This window comes from Amycolatopsis sp. lyj-90 (genome assembly GCF_046549035.1).
Taxonomy (GTDB): domain Bacteria; phylum Actinomycetota; class Actinomycetes; order Mycobacteriales; family Pseudonocardiaceae; genus Amycolatopsis.
The window spans coordinates 273280-289432 of record NZ_JAJPWP010000009.1; the positions used below are offsets into that span (position 1 = coordinate 273280).

Consider the following 16153-nt stretch of genomic DNA (forward strand, 5'->3'; position numbering starts at 1 on the left):
CTTCACATGACCAACCCTTACGGCCAGCAGCAGCCCTACGGCCAGCAGCCTCAGCCGGGCTACGGCCCGCCGTCCGGCGGCATGCCCTCTCCCTATGGCCAGCCGGCCCCGTACGGCCAGCCGTCCCCCTACGGCGCTCCGGGCGGCATGCCCGGTGGCGGCGGTGACATCAACGCCATCAAGGATTACAAGGGCTGGGCGATCGGCTGCATCTTCCTCTGCTGGATCATCGCGATCTTCGCGATCATGAAGTCCAACGAGGTCAACACCTACAAGATGCAGGGCAACTACGCGGCCGCCGCGGACGCGTCGAGGTCGACGAAGACCATGTGCATGATCGCGTCGATCATCGGCGGGCTCGGCTGTCTCGTCGGCATCGTCATCTTCATCTTTTCGATCATCGCGGCTTCGACGGCGACCTACAGCTGCTACGGCAGCTACTGCTGATTCCGGGGCGCACCACCCCGATGTCGGTCCCAGGTGGGACGATGTCGGGGTGGTGAACCTCTATCGCGACACCGGAGTGGTGTTGCGGACGCACAAGCTGGGTGAGGCCGACCGGATCATCACCCTGCTCACGCGGCGGCACGGCAAGGTCCGTGCGGTCGCGAAAGGCGTGCGTCGGACGTCGTCGCGCTTCGGGGCCCGGTTGGAGCCTTTCGGGCACGTCGACGTCCAGTTCTACACCGGCCGCTCCCTCGACGTGATCACCCAGGTCGAGACGGTCGACGCCTTCGCGCTGCCGCTGGTGGCCGATTACCAGCGCTACACCGCCGCGAGCGCCATCGCCGAAACGGCGGACCGGCTGTCCGCCGAAGAGGGCGAGCCGGTGCTGAAGCTCTACATGCTCGTCGTCGGCGCCCTTCGGGCACTCGCGGGCGGCGAACGGGACAGCTCCCTCGTGCTCGACGCCTTCTTCCTGCGGGCCATGGCCTACGCGGGATGGGCGCCCGCCATCACCGAATGCGCCCGGTGCGGTCTGCCGGGTCCGCACAAGGCGTTCAGCGTGTCCGCCGGCGGTTCGATGTGCCCGGATTGCCGGGTTCCCGGCTGTGTCCACCCCTCCCATGAGGTCCTGACCCTGCTCGCGGCGCTCCTGCACGGGGAGTGGCCGGTGGCCGAAGCGTCGCAGCCGGTGCCGCGGCGGGACGCTTCCGGCCTGGTCGCGGCGCATCTGCAGTGGCATCTGGAGCGCCAGTTGCGCTCGCTGCCGCTGGTGGAGAGGCGTGCGCGGGAGGGCGTCACTCCGGCGCAGTAGGGTCGCAGGCACAGGTTCACTCGATCAGGAGGCTCGAAGGTGCTGCGCAGGGGACGCGAGAACAAGGCGTCGCAAATCGAGCTTCGCGCGCCGGAGCCGCATCCGTCCGGTGCCCGGCCGCCGGAGATCCCCCGGGAACTCCTCCCGAAGCATGTGGCGCTGGTGATGGACGGCAACGGCCGCTGGGCCAACCAGCGGGGCCTGCCGCGGATCGAGGGCCACAAGCGCGGTGAAGCGGTGATGATCGACGTCGCCAGCGGTGCCGTGGAACTCGGCGTCAAATGGCTGTCGGTGTACGCGTTCTCCACCGAGAACTGGAAGCGGAGCCCGGAAGAGGTCCGCTTCCTGATGGGCTTCAACCGCGACACCATCCGCCGCCAGGTCGACTACCTCGGCTCGATCGGCGTCCGCATCCGCTGGGCGGGCCGCCGCCCGAAGCTGTGGGCGAGCGTCATCAAGGAACTGCAGGTCGCCGAGGAGAAGACCAAGGACAACACGGCGCTGAACATGACCATGTGCGTCAACTACGGCGGCCGTGCCGAACTGGCCGACGCCATGCGCCGGATCGCCCAGGACGTCGCCGACGGGAAGCTGAACCCGGACAAGGTCACCGAGAAGACCATCGGGAAGTACCTGTACCAGCCCGACATGCCGGACGTGGACCTGTTCCTGCGGCCGTCGGGGGAGCAGCGGACGTCGAACTTCCTGCTCTGGCAGTCGGCCTACGCCGAGATGGTCTACCAGGACACGCTCTTCCCCGACTTCGACCGCACCCACCTGTGGCGCGCGTGCCTCGAGTTCGCGAAACGGGACCGCCGCTTCGGCGGCGCCATCGACAAGGCTTCGGAAGGAACCTCATGACCACCGAAGCGGCGGACACGGCGGCCCTGCTCACCTCCGCGCGGGAAGCGCTCGAGCGCTACCTCGAAGTCCACGTCGACGACGACGGCGCGCTGACCTTCTCGCACGCGGACGTTCCCTGCGTCATCCAGGCGACCCGGCTGGCCGAAGGGCTGACCGTGCTGAGCCTGACCTGCGTGGTCGCCTGGGATCTGCCGGACGATCCGGCGATCGCCGTTTCGGCGGCGGAACGTGCCGGGCAGGGCCTGTTCGGGACGCTCGGGGTCGTGCGCTCGGAAAAGGGCATCGACATCACGCTGAGGTACGCGTTCCCGGCCGAGGGCATGGACTCCTCGCCGCTCGGGACGCTGCTCATGCTGGTCATCTCTACCGCTTCGCAGCTGCGCACCGACCTGCTGGGCACCGCTCCCGGGGAGTGACCGCCGGGACACAGGGTCACCTGGCATCATCTCGCGCATGGAAACCATTTCCAGGAGCGCCCCGGAGAAGAAGCCGGCCCGGCGGTTCAAGATCACCTCGATCGAGGTGCTCTGCGCGATCCTGCTGATCGCGATCCTCGGGCAGAGCTGGCTCCAGCAGGTCTTCGACGTGCCCGCGCTGCGGACCGGTTCGACGGTGTTCGTCGCGGTCTGCGTGCAGGCGTTGCCGTTCCTGGTGCTCGGGGTGCTGATCAGCGGCGCTATCGCGGCGTTCGTCCCCGCGCGGGTCCTGGAAAAGGTGCTGCCCAAGCGAGCCGGAGCGGCGGTCGGCGTCGCGGGACTGGCCGGGGTCGCCCTGCCGGGCTGTGAATGCGCTTCGGTGCCTGTCGCGCGGCGGCTGATCGGGCAGGGTGTGGCGCCCGCGGCCGCGCTGACGTTCCTGCTGGCCGCGCCCGCGGTGAACCCGGTGGTGCTGGTCGCCACGGCGGTGGCGTTCCCCGGGAACCCGGAGATGGTGTTCGCCCGGTTCGCCGGTTCGCTCGCCACGGCGATGGTGATGGGCTGGCTGTGGGCGAAGTGGGGCAAGCTCGACTGGATCGCGGAACGGGCGCTGCGGCGGCTGCCGGAGGTCCAGCACGGTTCGCGCTGGAAGACCTTCGCCGAGACCGCGCGCGGGGACCTGGTCGAGGCGGGCGGTTTCCTCGTGCTCGGCGCGATGATCGCGGCCACGATGAACGTGCTGGTGCCCGCCAAGTGGTTCGGCGTGCTGGGCGAGCAGATCGTGCTCGGGGTGCTGGTGATGGCCGTGCTCGCCGTCGTCCTGGCCCTGTGCAGTGAGGCGGACGCCTTCGTCGCCGCGTCGCTGACCGCGATGCCGCTGCTGCCGAAACTGGTGTTCCTCGTGGTCGGTCCGGCCATCGACGTCAAGCTGTTCGCCTTGCAGACCGGCACCTTCGGCAAATCCTTCGCGCTGCGGTTCGCGCCGGTGACGTTCGTCGTCGCGCTGTCCTGCGCCGTGGTCTCGGGCGTGCTCATCCTCGGAGGTGGCGCGTGAAACGCGAGACCCAGAACATCCTGCTGATCCTGCTCGGCGGGGCGCTGCTCAAGATCACCGTCAACGGCGACTACCTGCGCTACGTCAAACCCGCGCAGCAGCCGTGGATCATCGCGGGCGGCGCGGTGATGGTCGCGCTGGGCGCGGTCGCGATCGTCCGCGACCTGCTGGCCGCCCGGGCCGCCGCCGCCGTCCCGGGGGATGTCCACGCGCACGACCACCACACGCGTTCGGCCTGGCTGCTGATGGTGCCGGTGCTGGCCGTCTTCCTGGTCGCGCCGCCCGCGCTGGGCGCCGACTCGGTGACCAGGACCGAGGCCAGGGCGCCGCAGAGCGCGTCGGCGAGCAACGCGGCCGCCTTCCCGCCCCTGCCCGCGGGCGACGTGGTGCCGCTGGAGGTCAACGAGTTCGTCAGCCGCGCGGGCTGGGACAAGAGCGGGTCCCTGAACGGGCGCACGGTGCGGCTGTCCGGGTTCGTCGTGCACAACGAAGGCAACACGATGCTGGCCAGGCTGGTGATCGGCTGCTGCGCGGCCGACGCCTTCCCGATCACCGTGCGGCTGGTGGGCGACGGCGTTTCGGGGTTCGGCAACGACACCTGGCTGGAGGTGACCGGCGTCGTCGTCCCGGGGACGGCGGTGCGGGAGAACAGCTACATGCCGGACTTGACGCTCACTTCGGTGCGGCAGGTTCCGGCGCCTAAGGACCCTTACGAGTACTGACCCGATGCTATGAAAGGCCCGTTACTTGCAAAATTTGCAAGTAACGGGCCTTTCATAGCGTTTTGAACGTCAGTGGTTCGAGCAGGTCCCGACGATCTCCACGGTGTGGCTGATGTCGGAGAAGCCGTGCTCCGAGGCGATCTTCTCGGCCCAGCGTTCGACCGCGGGGCCCTCCACCTCGACGGTGCTGCCGCAGAGACGGCACACCAGGTGATGGTGGTGGTGCGACGAGCAGCGCCGGTAGATGGCCTCGCCGGTGTCGGTGCGCAGGACGTCGATCTCGCCGGCCTCCGACAGTGACTGCAGGGTCCGGTACACCGTGGTGAGCCCGATACCGTCGCCGCGTTTGCGCAGCTCGTCGTGCAGTTCCTGGGCGGAACGGAAGTCGTCGATCGCCTTGAGCAGCTCGACCACGGCGGCCCGCTGTTTCGTCGACCGGCGTCCCGGTACCGGCGCGGAACTGTTGGCCGTCGTGGGACTCATGCTCACTTCCCCTCCTGAACGTGGGCTACGGCGTCTACCACGATATGCGCAAGGTGATCGTCGACCAGTCGGTACACCACCTCACGGCCGCGTCGCTCACCCTGTACGACGCCCGCCGTCTTGAGCACCCGGAGGTGCTGGCTGATCAGCGGCTGCGCGACATCGAGCGTGTCCACAAGTTCGTGTACGCACCTGTCCGCGTTACGCAGCTGCAGGACGATGGCGATGCGCACGGGCGCGGCGAGCGCCCTGAGCAGGTCGCCGGCGTCCGCGAGGGCGGCGGCCGAGGCCGACGCCGCGGGCTCGGCGGGGGGACGGGCCGTCGAATGCGGGCCGGGGTCTTCCGTGAAGCCCGGGGCGGCAGAGTCCGGGGTCACCGTAGCCATGGCCGCCTCCAAGTTCATCATGATTTCCGAAGTCATTGCCAGTAACAGTCCAGCCCATCTTAGTGTTCCCGTCCCGCGTGGTCTGTTCGCCGAGCGGTCGACCACTTGGCGGCGCCGTTACTGCTCCTTTCGGGTGACTTCGCAAAGAAATGACCATTCCACTTCGCATGTGGTCGCTAACGGTGCAAGGTTGTCGCGAGGGTCAGAGGGAGGCAGTGGGGAGACATGACTCGTTTCGTGACGAAGCTGGCCGCCGCGACGGCGGCCGTCGCCTTGGCGTCGGTTCCGGGGCCGGCCTCGGCACAGACGACGCAGGCCGTGGATGAGAAGACCGGCCCCGTGTCGTTCGCGAACGTGGCGTCGGTGCGCATCGGGAACCCGGGATCGCTGATCACCGAGACCCAGCGCTCGCCGCTGTCGCCCGGACAGTCGAAACTCTCCCCGGACCGCACCGTCGTCCCCCGTGACGACGGCGAGCGGAACACCTTCGGCGACAAATGGGACATCAACCTGGGCCGCTACGGCGCGCAGAGCCCGTACCCGGCCGGGATCGCCAGCCGTGACCACAACGTCCTCGCCGCCTTGCAGCAGACCACCGTCCCGACCGCGAGCGCGGAGAGCAACTACGCGCTGATCGACAACGGGCACGGCGGCACGAAGCCCGCGGACAACACGGTGCTGGTGCTCGAAGGCGCGAAGAGCGCGGTCAACTGCGCCGCGCCGGGCAAAACGACGTCGTCGACCAGCGTGGGCAAGATCTGGGTGCGGGACGAGACCGGCGCGCTCAGGCAGTCCGGGGCTTCGGGTGTCGACGTCAAGGGACTCAAGCTCGGGCCGCCGTCGTTCGTCAAGAACGAGAACCTCAGCAAGGACAAGACGACCTCCGACCTGACCGTGTCCCGGGTGACCGCCTTCGACCAGCTCATCCGGCAGAGCGGCTGGCGCGACGGCGACGTGACCGCGGTGGCGGGCTGGAAGCTGGACATCGTCACGCACGTGCGTGACGCGGTGGGCAAGGACCTGCGCGAGGCCCGCACGACGATCGTCCTCGGCGGCGTGAGCTGCGCGATCCCGAAGAACTTCGTGGCGAAGCCCGCCGGTGGCACCGGGCCGGGCGCGGCGCCCGAACAGCCCGCGGTGCCGGGGACGGTGCCCGCGGGCGGTATCCCGCCGCAGGCCGACGGCTCGACGCGGACCGTGGTCGGGCTCGGGCTGCTGGGCGGCGGCATCCTGATCGGCGTCGCGGCCATGCTGCTGCACCGCCGTCGCAAGTCCGTTCCGGCGCGGGAGAAGTAGCGGTCCCGTGCGGACCTGGCTGGCGGGACTCTCCGCCGTCGTCTCCGCGCTCGCCATTTCCGCGGGCGTCGTCGTGCTGACCTGGATCCCGCCGGAACCGGCGGTCCCGGTCGCGGAACCCGCGGTCATGCCGGGGGAGGACGGCGCTCCTTTGGTGCTGCCCGCCGACACCTCGAAACGCGGGCAGCGGCCCGGCACCATCCGCCTGCCCGAAGGCGGCTCGGCGAAGCTCGTCCGCTCCGAGGTCAACGCCGACGGCGTCCTCCCGATCCCGCGCGGTCTCGGCGACGCGGCGTGGTGGGGCGCGCGGCTCGGCGCCGAAGCCGGTACCGCGCTGATCTCCGGGCACGTCAACTGGAGCGGCGCCAAAGGCCCGTTCGACGAGCTGTGGCGGATGCGGGAAGGCCAGGAAGTGGCCGTCAGCGACGCGGCGGGCGGGGTCTGGGTCTATCGCGTGCGCGAGGTCGTCACGGTGCACAAGAACGATCTGCCCGCGCAGGCGGCGAAACTGTTCGCCCAGAGCGGGCCGCACCGGCTGGTGCTGGTCACCTGCGGCGGCGACTACCTCGGCGGGACCGACGGCTACCGGGACAACCGGGTCGTCGTCGCGACCCCCGTTTCCGGGCCGCCCGCCTGAAGTCGATGCAACCCGCGTCGGCTCGCGTCGCGTGTCTAGCGACACCGGCCGCTCCGGCGGCTTGACGCGAGCAAGGAGTAATACCCGATGGTGGGACAGTTCGACGACGGCATGGTGGGCGAGGAGCAGCCGAAGAAACGCCCCGGCCTGCGATGGATCCTCGCCGGCGCCGCGGTTTTCGTGGTGGCGGCCGTGGTCGCGGTGCTCGTGTTCACCGGAAGGAGTGAGCCGGTCGTCGCGGCGGCCCAGGACGCGGCGAACACGTCGGCGGTGCAGACGGCCGAGGTCGCCGCGGACACGGGACAGGCACCCGGAACGGTCAAACTGCCCGGTGGCGGCACGGCGAAACTGATCCGCAAGGAACTGACCGCCGACGGGACCCTCCCCATCCCCGAGGGTCTCGACGAAGCCACCTGGTGGGGCTCGAAACTGGGCGCCGACCAGGGCGCGTCCCTGCTTTCCGGGCACGTGAACTGGAAGGGCAAGAAGGGCCCGTTCGACGAACTGTGGCGGCTCAAGACCGGGCAAGAGGTCAACGTCGTCGACACCGACGGCGGCAAGTGGGTCTACAAGATCGGCGAGATCGTCACCGTGCACAAAACGAAGCTGGCCGAGCAGGCGGAGAAGCTGTTCGGGCCGGACGGGCCGCACCGGCTGGTGCTGGTCACGTGCGGTGGCGAGTACGTCGGCGGGACCGACGGCTACGAGGACAACCGCATCGTCACCGCCTCGTTGGTCAGCCGGCCCTGAGCCGTTCCAACCTCGCCGGAGGTCGTGCGGGGTCCTGCGGTTAGTCTTGTCGTTCCAAGTCCTAACCGTCCCCGCATGCTTCGGAGCGTGGAGTGCCCGCGAACACCATTGAGACCGTCGTCAGCCTGTGTAAGCGTCGAGGCTTCGTTTTCCCGTGTGGAGAGATCTACGGCGGTACCAAGTCGGCGTGGGACTACGGGCCGCTCGGGGTCGAACTCAAGGACAACATCAAGCGCCAGTGGTGGAAGACCGTCGTGCAGAGCCGGGACGACGTCGTCGGCCTCGACTCCTCGGTGATCCTGCCCCGCCAGGTCTGGAGCGCGTCGGGTCACCTCGACGTCTTCACCGACCCGCTGATCGAATGTCTCTCCTGTCACAAGCGTTTCCGCGCCGACCAGCTGGCGGAGGACTTCTCCGCACGTACGGGCAAGGAGGTGACCGAGGACGACCTGTCCGAGGTCCCGTGCCCGAACTGCGGCAACCGGGGCGAATACACCGCGCCGCGTGACTTCAACATGATGCTGAAGACCTACCTCGGCCCGGTCGAGTCCGAGGAGGGCGTGCACTACCTCCGTCCGGAGACCGCGCAGGGCATCTTCATCAACTTCCTCAACGTGCAGACCACCGCGCGGAAGAAGCCGCCGTTCGGCATCGGCCAGATCGGCAAGTCGTTCCGGAACGAGATCACCCCGGGCAACTTCATCTTCCGCACGCGTGAGTTCGAGCAGATGGAGATGGAGTTCTTCGTCGAGCCGGGTGAGGACGAGACCTGGCACCAGTACTGGATCGACGCGCGCACCGACTGGTACAAGGACCTCGGCATCAAGCCGGAGAACCTGCGCCTTTACGAGCACCCGAAGGAAAAGCTCTCCCACTACTCGAAGCGCACCGTCGACATCGAGTACCGGTTCGCGTTCAACGCGGGCCAGGAGTGGGGCGAGCTCGAGGGCATCGCGAACCGCACCGACTACGACCTGACGACGCACTCGAACCACTCCGGCGTCGACCTGTCGTTCTTCGACCAGGCTTCGAAGCAGCGGTTCCGCCCGTTCGTCATCGAACCCGCGGCCGGGGTCGGCCGTTCGATGATGGCGTTCCTGGTCGACGCGTACCACGAGGACGAGGTCCCCAACGCCAAGGGCGGCGTCGACAAGCGCGCCGTGCTGAAGCTGGACTACCGGCTCGCGCCGTTCAAGGTCGCCGTGCTTCCGTTGTCCCGCAACGCCGATCTCACGCCCAAGGCGCGTGACGTCGCGGCGATGCTGCGCAAGCACTGGAACGCCGACTTCGACGACGCCGGCTCGATCGGCAAGCGCTACCGGCGCCAGGAAGAGATCGGGACGCCGTTCTGCGTCACCGTCGACTTCGACACGCTCGACGACCTCGCGGTGACCGTGCGGGAGCGCGACACCATGGCGCAGGAGCGGGTCGCGATCGACAAGCTCGAGTCGTACCTGGCGGCCCGGCTGATCGGCTGCTGACCAACCCGACCCACCCCGCTGCCGCCACACCTCGCGCGCCAACGCTATGAAAGGCCCGTTACTTGCAAAATTTGCAAGTAACGGGCCTTTCATAGCGTCCCTGGACCCCCCCAGAGCGCGCCACCCCTGACAACTGTCACCCCCAGGTCGTGACGCGCGGCCCACGGACGGGACGCCTGAGCGCGACAAGCTCTAGGCATGCGAGAACAAGACATCACCGCGGGGGCGGCGGTACGGCTTTCCGGCCTGCGTAAGCACTATGGCGACGTCCATGCCGTCGACGGCGTGGACCTCACGATCGCGCCGGGCGAGGTGGTCGCGCTCCTTGGCCCCAACGGCGCGGGCAAGTCCACCACGGTCGACATGATCCTGGGCCTCACCGTGCCCGACAGCGGCACCGTGACCGTCTTCGGGCGTGAGCCGGGCGACGCGGTCGGCGACGGGATGATCGGCGCGATGCTGCAGGGCGGCGCGCTCGTCGAGGATCTGACGGTCGCCGAGACCGTCGGCATGGTCGCCGCGTTGCACCGCAAGCCGATGCCCGTGCGCGAGGCGTTGCGCCGTGCCGGGATCGAGGACATCGCGAACCGGCGGTCCACCAGGCTTTCCGGTGGGCAGAAGCAGCGCGTGCGGTTCGCGGTCGCACTGGTCAGCGATCCCGACCTGCTGATCCTCGACGAGCCGACCGCCGCGATGGACGTCGGCACGCGCCGCGAGTTCTGGAAGTCCATGTACGAGTACACGAACTCCGGTCGCACGGTGCTGTTCGCGACCCACTATCTCGAAGAGGCCGAAGAGTTCGCCGACCGTGTCGTGCTGATGCGGTCGGGACGGGTCGTCGCGGACGGTTCGGTCGCGCAGGTCCGTGCGCTGGCAGGGGGACGCACGGTCCGCGCGGTGGTGCCCGCGGCGGCGGAGCCGGTGATCGCGGGGCTCCCCGCGGTCACCGGTTTCGAGCTCCGCGGTGGCCGCGCCGCCATCTCCACTTCCGATTCCGACGCCACGCTGCGGGCGCTGCTGACCCGCGTGCCCGAAGCGCACGACATCGAGATCAGCGCCATCGGCCTCGAAGGCGCCTTCCTTTCCCTGACGACCGACTCGACCGACAAGACCGAGGAACCTGTCCGATGAACCCGACCTTTCTCAAGACCGAGATCGTCCGCACCTTCCGGTCGACGCGGTTCGTGCTCTTCGCCGTCGCCTTCCCGGTGCTGATGTTCCTGTTGCAGGCCAACGTTTTCGGCTCCGGCGACGTGAACATCTCCGGGGTGATCATGGTCAACATGATGGCCTTCGGCACCTTCTCCGCCGCGATGACGAGCGGCGCGAAACTGGCCATCGAGCGGTCCACGGGCTGGCAGCGCCAGCTGCGGCTGACCCCGCTGACCGGCACCGGCTACCTCGGCGGCAAGGCGCTGTCGGCGATGCTCGTCGCGCTTCCGTCCTTGCTCCTCGTTCCACTGGTCGGCGTCCTGGTCCAGGGGGTCCACCTCGACGCCGCGGGCTGGCTGCGGCTGGTGCTGGGCATCTGGCTCGGCGCGATCCCGCTGGTCCTGCTCGGGCTGCTGCTGGGCCAGTTCGGCACGCCGGAGTCGATGCAGCCGATGAACATGATCGTGATGATGGGCATGGGGTTCCTCGGCGGCATGTGGATCCCGATCGACGGGATGCCGTCGTGGATGGCCGACCTCGCCCAGGCGACGCCCACGTACTGGCTGATCCAGCTGGTCCGCCCGGTCGTCACCGACCATCTCACGGTGAGCTTCACGGCGGCGCTCGGTGTACTGGCGGCGTGGACCTTGGTCCTCGGGGCGCTGGTGATCAGGCGTTACCGTAAGGACAGTGCGCGGGTCTGAGAAAAGGGTGAACCGGTGAGCGACTACCCGGGCAGGGTTACGACGGGCTTGAACAGCCGTGAGAACTGGTGGTCGGACATGCCGCCGAGGACCGGGAGGGGGCCCCGGCCGGGGCGGTGGGCGATCCTCGGCATCGCCTTCATCCTGCCGAGTTTCGTCCCGGCCGCGGTCGAGCTGTGCACCGACGGGGCGACCGGGAAAGAGCTGGTGATCATCGCTCTCCTGGTCGTGTACGGCGCCTGCTACGTGCTGTTCCCGCTCAGCCTGCGGCCTTCCCTGCGGAAGACGACCTACACCTTCTCGGTGCTGATGCTGCTCATCGGCCTGGTCCTGGTCTTCCTGCACGACAACAACCCGTACATCCTGATCTACGCGACGGCGGTGCTGTCCTTCACCTTGCCTCCGGCGTGGGCGGTGATCCTGGACGGCGGCGCCCTCCTGGTGGTGCTGGGCGTGCACCTGGCCATCGGGAAGGACGACTTCGGCGATCTGGTGGCGGTCACCTCGATCACCGCGGCGATGTTCTTCATGGCGAACCTGGTCCGCGCGGTGCGGAAGCTGGAGGCGGCCAACCGGGAGATCGCGACGCTCGCGGTGGCGGGCGAACGGGAGCGCCTGGCCAGGGACCTGCACGACATCCTCGGCCACAGCCTCACCACCATCACGGTCAAGGCCGGGCTCGCCCGCCGGATCCTGGAGAGCGGCAAGGACGACAGCCGCGCGCTGCAGGAGATCAGCGAGGTCGAGAGCCTGACCCGCAGTGCCCTCTCGGACATCCGCGCCACGGTCTCCGAGTATCGCGAGGTGTCGCTGTCGGCGGAGATCGCCGGGGCACGGGCGGCGCTGAGGGCGGCCGAGATCGACGCGGATCTGCCGCACGCGGTGGACAACGTCGATCCCGCCCTGCAGCGGACCTTCGGCTACGTGCTGCGCGAGGCGGTCACCAACGTGCTCCGGCATTCCGGGGCGAAGCGGGTGAAGGTCCGCTTCGGCAAGACCTGGCTGGAAGTCGAGGACGACGGCGACGGCGGCGAGGTGACGGCGGGGAACGGCCTGCGCGGGCTCACCGAAAGGCTGGCCGCGGTCGGTGGGACCTTGACCGCGACAGCGCCTTCTGCGGGAGGATGGCTCGTCCGCGCGGAGGTACCGGAATCCGCCGTGCGGAGCGGTGCGCGTGCACCGCTCACCGAACCCGCTGGAGGCTGCGCGTGATCCGGGTCCTGCTCGCCGACGACCAGGCCATGGTGCGAGGGGCACTGGCCACCGTCCTCGGTCTCGAATCCGACATCGAGGTGGTCGCGCAGATCGGCTCGGGGGACGAAGTGCTCGCCAAGGCGAAGGAAACGACGCCGGACGTCGCGCTGCTCGACGTCCAGATGCCGGGAAAGGACGGCCTCGAAGCCGCCTCCGAGCTGCACGGCGCGCTGCCGTCGTGCCGGATCATCATCTGCACCACCTTCGGCAGACCCGGCTATCTCGCGCGGGCGATGGCGGCGGGCGCGGCGGGATTCGTGGTCAAGGACGCCCCGCCAGAGCAGCTCGTCGACGCCGTCCGCAGGGTCCACAGTGGACTCAAGGTGGTCGATCCGGCGCTCGCCGCCGAGTCGCTCGCCACCGGCGCGAGCCCGCTCACGGGACGCGAGCGCGATGTCCTCAAAGTGGCCGAGGACGGCAGCACGGTGGCCGACATCGCCCGGGCGCTGCACCTTTCCGAAGGCACCGTGCGCAACCATCTTTCGGCCGCGATGGGCAAGACCGGGGCGAGGACGAGGGCCGAGGCGGTGCGGCTCGCGGAAGAGCACGGCTGGCTCTGAGATCGTCTCGCCGCTCTGCGAGAATCACCCCCGTGAGTACCGCCGGACGGACCAAGCCCACTCGCGCGAACTGGGTGCGCCGGACCGTGGCGGGGTTCCTGCTGATCGTCGTCGCGGTCATCGGCGGGACCGCGTTCCGGGTCTGGCAGGTCGCGCGGGAGGACGTGCGCGATCAGGCCGACGTCATCGTGGTGCTCGGCGCGGCCCAGTACAACGGCAGGCCGTCGGGGATCTTCGAGTCCCGGCTGGCCAAGGCGAAGACGCTGTACGACCAGGGCGTCGCCAAGACGATCGTCACCGCGGGCGGCAAGAAGGCCGACGACAACTACACCGAGGCACAGGCCGGAGCGCAGTGGCTGCGCAAACGTGGCGTGCCCGTCTCCGCGACGCTGCCGGTCGGTGAGGGCAGCGACACCCTGCGCAGCCTGCGCGCCGTCGCCGAGCAGGTGCAGAAACGGGGCTGGAAGACCGCGGTGCTGGTCAGCGACCCGTGGCACTCCTTCCGCGCCCGGATCATGGCCGACGACGTCGGCCTGGAGACCTGGACCTCGCCCACCCACCGCGGCCCGGTGGTGCAGACCCGCGAGACGCAGGCGCGCTACATCGTCCGCGAGACGGGCGCGCTGCTTTATTATCGGCTCACGAAGTCCCCGGCGGACACTCTGTTCGGTACCGGCGAGGTCTGACGCGGCGATAAGTGTCGGTGATCACGCATAAGCTGGACGGGTGAGTGACACCTACACCGAGGCCGACAGGGCGCGCCTGCTGCCCGAGCGGCCCAAGGGCGCGGCGCTGGAGGGCGCCGAGGACGGGCGGAGCGCCTTCGCCCGTGATCGCGCGCGGGTGCTGCACTCGGCGGCCCTGCGGCGGCTGGCAGGCAAGACCCAGGTGGTCGGCCCCGGTGAAGGTGCCGAGGTCAGCGGGGTGCCGCGCACCCGGCTGACGCATTCGCTGGAGGTCGCGCAGATCGGCAGGGGGATCGCGGACGAGCTGGGCGCGGACCCGGACCTGGTGGACACCGCCGGGCTCGCGCACGACATCGGGCACCCGCCGTTCGGGCACAACGGCGAGCGCGCGCTGAACGAGGTCTCGCAGCCGTGCGGCGGCTTCGAAGGCAACGCGCAGACGTTGCGGATCCTGACCAGGCTGGAGCCCAAGGTCCTGCTCGAAGGCGGGGCCGTCGGCGGGCTGAACCTCACCCGCGCCTGCCTCGACGCGTCGACGAAGTACCCGTGGCAGCGTGAAGAGGGCAATCCGAAGTACGGCGTCTACGCCGATGATGCCGAGGTCTTCGCATGGGTCCGCGAGAACGCGCCGGACCGCCGGACCTGTCTGGAAGCGCAGATCATGGACTGGTCCGACGACGTCGCGTACTCCGTGCACGACGTCGAGGATGGCGTGCTGGCGGGCCGGATTTCGCTGCGGGTCCTGGCCGACGCCGAGGAACGCGCGGCGGTGGCCGAGGCGGCGCGCCGGTTCTCGCACCAGTCGCAGTCCACTTTGGAGGGTGCGGCGAAGGAACTGCTCGACCTGCCCGTGGTCGCGGCGCTCACCGAACCGGGCCTCGACGGATCACTGAAGGCACAGGTCGCGCTGAAGCGGCTGACGAGCGAACTGGTCGGCCGGTTCGCGACGGCGGTCGTCGGCGCGACGCGCAAGGTGTACGGCGAGGGGCCGCTGCGCCGCTATGCCGCGCAACTGGTCATCCCGGAGCAGGTCGCGGCCGAGGTCGCGTTGTTCAAGGCGCTCGCGCTGAGGTATGTGATGAGCGACAGGCGGCGCCTCGCGATGCAGGACGGCCAGCGCCAGACGCTCGCCGAACTGGTCGAGGCGCTGTGCCGCCGCGCCCCGGACGCGCTGGACGGCCTGTTCCTGCCCGCGTGGGAGGCCGCCGCGGACGACGCGGCCCGCCTGCGCGTGGTCGTCGACCAGGTGGCGTCGCTCACCGACGCGCAGGCCTACGCGTGGCACGCTTGGCACACGGGCCGCCACGGCTGAGGGAACGGAACTTTCGGACAGGAGACGGACAGGCCCGTGCACGGTACGGTCTGCGGCATGGGCGCTGTCGAAAGCCACCTCCGGTTTGGTCTGGACCTCTATCGGGTATTGGCGAGCCGCGCGGAGAACGCGTGCTTCTCGCCGTACTCGATCGCGAGCGCGCTCGGCCTGGTGACGCAGGCCGCCAAGGGGAAGACCAGAGAAGAACTGATCGCGCTGCTCGGCGACCCGGACGAGCTCGCCGACCTGCTGGGCAAGGCCTCGTCGCTGCTCGACGACGGCCCCGAACTCGCGGTCGCGAACACGCTCTGGGCCTGGGACGGGCTCCCGATCGAGGACTCCTTCCGTGCCGAACTGGCCGCCTGGCCGGGCGGCAAGGTGGCGAGCGCCCCGTTCGGCGACGATCCGGAAGCCGCGCGGCGGCTGATCAACGCCGACGTCGCCGAGGCCACCCGCGAGCTGATCCCCGAACTGCTGAAGCCGGGGACCGTCGCGCCGGACACCGTCGCCGCGATCGTCAACGCGCTGTATCTCAAAACCGCTTGGACCAATCCGTTCTCGCGTGACAACACCGCGCCCGCGGACTTCCACGCGCCGTCCGGTACCCGTACGGTGCCGACGATGTGGCTCGAAAAACAGCTCGACCACACCCACGAGGACGGCTGGCAGGTCGTCCGCCTCGGCGCCGAGGGCGGGGTGGAGGCGACCATCCTGCTGCCGGACGGCGATCTCGACGACGCCGAACTCGACGCGGGCAAGCTGGCGCGGCTGCTGGAGAACACGCGGTCCAAGACGCTCGCCCTGTCATTGCCGAAACTCGACCTCGACGTCGACAGCCCGCTGACGGCGAAACTGCAGGAGCTCGGCGTCCGGACGATGTTCACCGCCCGCGCCGATCTCACCGGGCTCGCCGACGACGACCGGCTCGAAGTGTCGGAGGTCGTCCACCAGTCCGTGCTCCGCATCGACGAACAGGGCCTCGAAGGCGCCGCCGCGACGGCGGTGCTGATGCGGCTCACGTCGATCATGGTCGACGAACCTCTCGAGGTCGCCGTCGATCGTCCCTTCCTTCTGCTCGTGAGGCATGCCTCGACGGGTGTGATCTACTTTCTCGCCCGCGTAGTCGAGCCGTGAGGAT

Annotated in this window: 19 protein-coding genes; 17 read left to right on the plus strand and 2 right to left on the minus strand. The window is 69.2% G+C overall.

Annotated features, from left to right (window positions below; genetic code table 11):
• The first annotated feature begins 6 nt into the window (after positions 1-6).
• From ACLJPX_RS32435 to ACLJPX_RS32460, 6 genes are read left to right on the plus strand one after another with little or no spacing between them, the layout of a single operon-like run.
• Positions 7-447: a CD225/dispanin family protein gene (locus tag ACLJPX_RS32435; RefSeq protein WP_101606086.1), complete on the plus strand. Its 441-nt coding sequence runs from the start codon at positions 7-9 to the stop codon at positions 445-447.
• A gap of 49 nt (positions 448-496) precedes the next feature.
• Positions 497-1258 (plus strand): DNA repair protein RecO, encoded by a 762-nt coding sequence (recO, locus tag ACLJPX_RS32440; protein ID WP_101606087.1) that lies wholly within the window; start codon positions 497-499, stop codon positions 1256-1258.
• Positions 1259-1297: 39 nt separating this feature from the next.
• A complete protein-coding gene (locus tag ACLJPX_RS32445; RefSeq protein ID WP_410604252.1) occupies positions 1298-2119 on the plus strand; it encodes an isoprenyl transferase in 822 nt (273 codons plus the stop codon).
• Positions 2116-2538, plus strand: coding sequence for a hypothetical protein (locus ACLJPX_RS32450; protein ID WP_410604253.1), 423 nt, complete (start codon positions 2116-2118; stop codon positions 2536-2538). Before ACLJPX_RS32445 ends, ACLJPX_RS32450 begins: the two co-directional genes overlap by 4 nt.
• Before the next feature lie 37 nt (positions 2539-2575).
• Positions 2576-3592, plus strand: coding sequence for a permease (locus tag ACLJPX_RS32455; protein WP_410604254.1), 1017 nt, complete (start codon positions 2576-2578; stop codon positions 3590-3592).
• The gene (locus ACLJPX_RS32460; RefSeq protein ID WP_410604255.1) at positions 3589-4314 is read left to right on the plus strand and encodes a TIGR03943 family putative permease subunit; all 726 of its coding nucleotides are present in this window, start codon (positions 3589-3591) and stop codon (positions 4312-4314) included. Before ACLJPX_RS32455 ends, ACLJPX_RS32460 begins: the two co-directional genes overlap by 4 nt.
• 69 nt (positions 4315-4383) lie before the next feature.
• On the opposite strand, the gene ACLJPX_RS32465 is transcribed toward ACLJPX_RS32460, so the two are convergent.
• A complete protein-coding gene (locus ACLJPX_RS32465; RefSeq protein WP_101606092.1) occupies positions 4384-4797 on the minus strand; it encodes a Fur family transcriptional regulator in 414 nt (137 codons plus the stop codon).
• Positions 4798-4799: 2 nt separating this feature from the next.
• Entirely contained in the window at positions 4800-5183 is a 384-nt protein-coding gene (locus ACLJPX_RS32470; RefSeq protein ID WP_101613013.1) for an ArsR/SmtB family transcription factor, read from the minus strand.
• Between the two features lie 225 nt (positions 5184-5408).
• Here ACLJPX_RS32470 and ACLJPX_RS32475 point away from each other — a divergent pair, with 225 nt between their 5' ends.
• The 11 genes from ACLJPX_RS32475 (at position 5409) to ACLJPX_RS32525 (ending at position 16149) form a co-directional block, all read left to right on the plus strand.
• Positions 5409-6479 carry a hypothetical protein gene (locus tag ACLJPX_RS32475; protein ID WP_410604256.1) on the plus strand — a complete coding sequence of 357 codons (1071 nt, stop codon included), beginning with the start codon at positions 5409-5411 and terminating at the stop codon, positions 6477-6479.
• 7 nt (positions 6480-6486) lie between these two features.
• Entirely contained in the window at positions 6487-7116 is a 630-nt protein-coding gene (locus ACLJPX_RS32480; RefSeq protein WP_410604257.1) for a class F sortase, read from the plus strand.
• 87 nt (positions 7117-7203) lie between these two features.
• Positions 7204-7866 (plus strand): class F sortase, encoded by a 663-nt coding sequence (locus ACLJPX_RS32485; protein ID WP_410604258.1) that lies wholly within the window; start codon positions 7204-7206, stop codon positions 7864-7866.
• 92 nt (positions 7867-7958) lie between these two features.
• Positions 7959-9347, plus strand: a complete 1389-nt coding sequence (locus tag ACLJPX_RS32490; protein ID WP_101606096.1) for a glycine--tRNA ligase — start codon at positions 7959-7961, stop codon at positions 9345-9347.
• Between the two features lie 198 nt (positions 9348-9545).
• Positions 9546-10478: an ABC transporter ATP-binding protein gene (locus ACLJPX_RS32495; protein ID WP_410604259.1), complete on the plus strand. Its 933-nt coding sequence runs from the start codon at positions 9546-9548 to the stop codon at positions 10476-10478.
• Positions 10475-11203: an ABC transporter permease gene (locus ACLJPX_RS32500; RefSeq protein ID WP_410604260.1), complete on the plus strand. Its 729-nt coding sequence runs from the start codon at positions 10475-10477 to the stop codon at positions 11201-11203. The genes ACLJPX_RS32495 and ACLJPX_RS32500 overlap by 4 nt, the downstream gene beginning before the upstream one ends.
• 15 nt (positions 11204-11218) lie before the next feature.
• Positions 11219-12415 (plus strand): sensor histidine kinase, encoded by a 1197-nt coding sequence (locus ACLJPX_RS32505; RefSeq protein ID WP_410604261.1) that lies wholly within the window; start codon positions 11219-11221, stop codon positions 12413-12415.
• Positions 12412-13017 (plus strand): DNA-binding response regulator, encoded by a 606-nt coding sequence (locus ACLJPX_RS32510; RefSeq protein ID WP_410604262.1) that lies wholly within the window; start codon positions 12412-12414, stop codon positions 13015-13017. Before ACLJPX_RS32505 ends, ACLJPX_RS32510 begins: the two co-directional genes overlap by 4 nt.
• A 32-nt stretch (positions 13018-13049) precedes the next feature.
• Complete coding sequence (locus tag ACLJPX_RS32515) at positions 13050-13703, plus strand: YdcF family protein (RefSeq protein ID WP_410604263.1); 654 nt, start codon at positions 13050-13052, stop codon at positions 13701-13703.
• Between the two features lie 40 nt (positions 13704-13743).
• On the plus strand, positions 13744-15015 hold the full coding sequence (locus ACLJPX_RS32520; protein WP_410604264.1) for a deoxyguanosinetriphosphate triphosphohydrolase: 1272 nt from the start codon (positions 13744-13746) through the stop codon (positions 15013-15015).
• Between the two features lie 57 nt (positions 15016-15072).
• Positions 15073-16149 (plus strand): serpin family protein, encoded by a 1077-nt coding sequence (locus tag ACLJPX_RS32525; RefSeq protein WP_101606102.1) that lies wholly within the window; start codon positions 15073-15075, stop codon positions 16147-16149.
• Positions 16150-16153: the final 4 nt, after the last annotated feature.